Origin of the sequence: Pseudomonas japonica, assembly GCF_900188455.1 — a bacterium.
GTDB classification, from domain to species: domain Bacteria; phylum Pseudomonadota; class Gammaproteobacteria; order Pseudomonadales; family Pseudomonadaceae; genus Aquipseudomonas; species Aquipseudomonas japonica.
This window is the reverse complement of the sequence record NZ_FZOL01000055.1, coordinates 387-2801: the sequence shown is the minus strand read 5'-3', so window position 1 is coordinate 2801 and position 2415 is coordinate 387. Positions and strand designations below refer to the sequence as shown.

Genomic DNA, 2415 nt, shown 5'->3' with positions numbered 1-2415 from the left:
TCGAGACTTCGCCCAGGGTCGCACGGCACTCAGCCAGCACTTTACGCATTTCACCAGAGCGCAGACGCAGGGTCACGTAGACGCCTTCGCGAGCGATCAGCTGAGCCGAAGCACCAGCGGAACGAGCGATTTGTGCACCTTTGCCTGGCTTCAGTTCGATGCCGTGAACGGTGCTACCCACTGGGATGTTGCGCAGTTGCAGGGAGTTGCCTGGCTTGATTGGAGCCAGAGCACCTGCGATCAGCTGGTCGCCAGCGCTCACGCCCTTAGGCGCGATGATGTAGCGACGCTCGCCATCTGCGTAGCACAGCAGGGCAATGTGAGCAGTACGGTTCGGGTCGTATTCGATACGCTCGACAGTGGCGGCGATGCCGTCCTTGTCATTGCGACGGAAGTCGACCAGACGGTAATGCTGCTTGTGACCACCACCAACGTGACGAGTGGTGATACGACCATTGTTGTTACGACCACCAGACTTCGATTTCTTCTCGATCAGCGGTGCGTGAGGAGCGCCTTTGTGCAGCTCCTGGTTGACCACCTTGACCACGAAACGGCGGCCAGGGGAAGTCGGTTTGCCATGATGCACCCCTTCCTTACTCAGCACTGCTGCTGAAATCGAGATCTTGGCCTGGCTGAAGGGAGATGATCGCCTTCTTCCAGTCATTACGCTTGCCCAGGCCACGAGCGGTGCGCTTGGTCTTACCCAGAACGTTCAGGGTAGTAACGCTTTCCACTTTGACGTTGAACAGGCTTTCGACGGCCTTCTTGATTTCCAGCTTGGTTGCGTCAGTAGCAACCTTGAAAACGAACTGGCCTTTCTTGTCAGCCAGAACCGTGGCCTTCTCGGAAACGTGCGGGCCAAGTAGAACTTTAAATACGCGTTCCTGGTTCATCCCAGCAGCTCCTCGAATTTCTTCACGGCCGAAACAGTGATCAACACTTTTTCGTAGGCGATCAGGCTGACTGGGTCGGAGCCCTGGACGTCACGTACATCAACGTGCGGCAGGTTGCGAGCGGCCAAGTACAGGTTCTGATCAACAGCATCCGAAACGATCAGCACGTCGTTCAGACCCATGCCGTTCAGCTTGTTCAGCAGGTCTTTGGTTTTTGGCGCTTCAACAGCGAAGTCCTGAACCACGACCAGACGGTCGCTACGCACCAGCTCGGAGAGGATCGAACGCATTGCTGCGCGATACATCTTCTTGTTGAGCTTTTGCGAGTGATCCTGAGGACGAGCTGCGAAGGTCACACCACCGCCACGCCAGATCGGACCACGAGTGGTACCGGCACGAGCACGGCCAGTACCCTTCTGACGCCATGGGCGCTTACCGCCACCAGCCACGTCGGAACGGGTCTTTTGCTGCTTGGTGCCCTGACGGCCGCCGGCCATGTAGGCCACGACTGCTTGGTGTACCAGCGTCTCGTTGAATTCGCCACCGAAGGTCAGTTCGGAAACTTCGATCGCCTGAGCGTCATTTACATTAAGTTGCATGTCAGCTTCCCCTTACCCGCGAGCCTTGACAGCCGGACGCACAACAACATCACCGCCAGTAGCGCCAGGAACGGCACCCTTGACCAGCAACAAGTTGCGTTCAGCGTCGACGCGCACTACTTCCAGGGACTGAACGGTCACGCGCTCGGCGCCCATGTGACCGGACATTTTCTTGCCCTTGAATACACGACCAGGAGTCTGGCACTGGCCGATAGAGCCCGGGACGCGGTGGGAAACGGAGTTACCGTGGGTGTTGTCTTGACCGCGGAAGTTCCAGCGCTTGATGGTACCGGCAAAGCCTTTACCTTTGGACTGACCGGTAACGTCTACCAGTTGGCCCGCAGCGAAGAGTTCAGCATTGATCAAGTCGCCAGCCTGGTACTCGCCGTCTTCGAGACGGAACTCCCAGACACCGCGACCAGCGGCAACGTTCGCTTTGGCGAAGTGACCTGCCTGAGCGGCAGTCACGCGCGAAGCACGACGCTCACCAACAGTGACTTGCACTGCACGGTAGCCATCGGTTTCTTCAGTTTTGAACTGGGTGACACGATTCGGTTCGATCTCAATGACCGTGACCGGAATGGAGACACCTTCTTCGGTGAAAATGCGGGTCATACCGCACTTACGACCGATTACACCAATAGTCATGTTGTAAACCTCATGAGTGTACGGGGCTTTCACCCGCTATGGCCGCCCATTTCAGAGCGTTACACGACCAAGACCCGAGTCTTAGCCGAGGCTGATCTGCACTTCCACGCCTGCCGCAAGATCGAGCTTCATAAGAGCGTCAACGGTTTTATCCGTTGGCTGGACGATGTCCAGAACGCGCTTGTGAGTACGGATCTCGTACTGGTCACGCGCGTCTTTGTTGACGTGCGGGGAGACCAGCACGGTGAACCTCACTTTGCGAGTAGGCAGTGGAA

General features: G+C 57.2%; 5 protein-coding genes. All 5 read right to left on the bottom strand.

The annotated features are described in order from the left end of the window. Nucleotides 1-586, bottom strand: a 586-nt coding sequence (rplB, locus tag CHB99_RS29300; RefSeq protein ID WP_089266741.1) for a 50S ribosomal protein L2, incomplete at its 3' end; no start/stop codon positions are given. A gap of 7 nt (nt 587-593) precedes the next feature. Further along, the gene (gene rplW, locus CHB99_RS29295) at nt 594-893 is read right to left on the bottom strand and encodes a 50S ribosomal protein L23 (protein WP_042123520.1); all 300 of its coding nucleotides are present in this window, start codon (nt 891-893) and stop codon (nt 594-596) included. Next, complete coding sequence (gene rplD / locus CHB99_RS29290) at nt 890-1492, bottom strand: 50S ribosomal protein L4 (protein WP_042123518.1); 603 nt, start codon at nt 1490-1492, stop codon at nt 890-892. Before rplD ends, rplW begins: the two co-directional genes overlap by 4 nt. Nucleotides 1493-1504: 12 nt before the next feature. After that, entirely contained in the window at nt 1505-2140 is a 636-nt protein-coding gene (gene rplC / locus CHB99_RS29285) for a 50S ribosomal protein L3 (RefSeq protein WP_042123516.1), read from the bottom strand. Between the two features lie 81 nt (nt 2141-2221). Then, on the bottom strand, nt 2222-2415 hold a 194-nt coding region (gene rpsJ, locus CHB99_RS30300; protein ID WP_249299734.1), incomplete at its 5' end, for a 30S ribosomal protein S10.

Coding starts and splice junctions, on each gene's coding strand:
- rplW (WP_042123520.1), bottom strand. CDS start 893: ATGAACCAGGAACGCGTATTTAAAGTTCTACTTGGCCCGCACGTTTCC.
- rplC (WP_042123516.1), bottom strand. CDS start 2,140: ATGACTATTGGTGTAATCGGTCGTAAGTGCGGTATGACCCGCATTTTC.
- rplD (WP_042123518.1), bottom strand. CDS start 1,492: ATGCAACTTAATGTAAATGACGCTCAGGCGATCGAAGTTTCCGAACTG.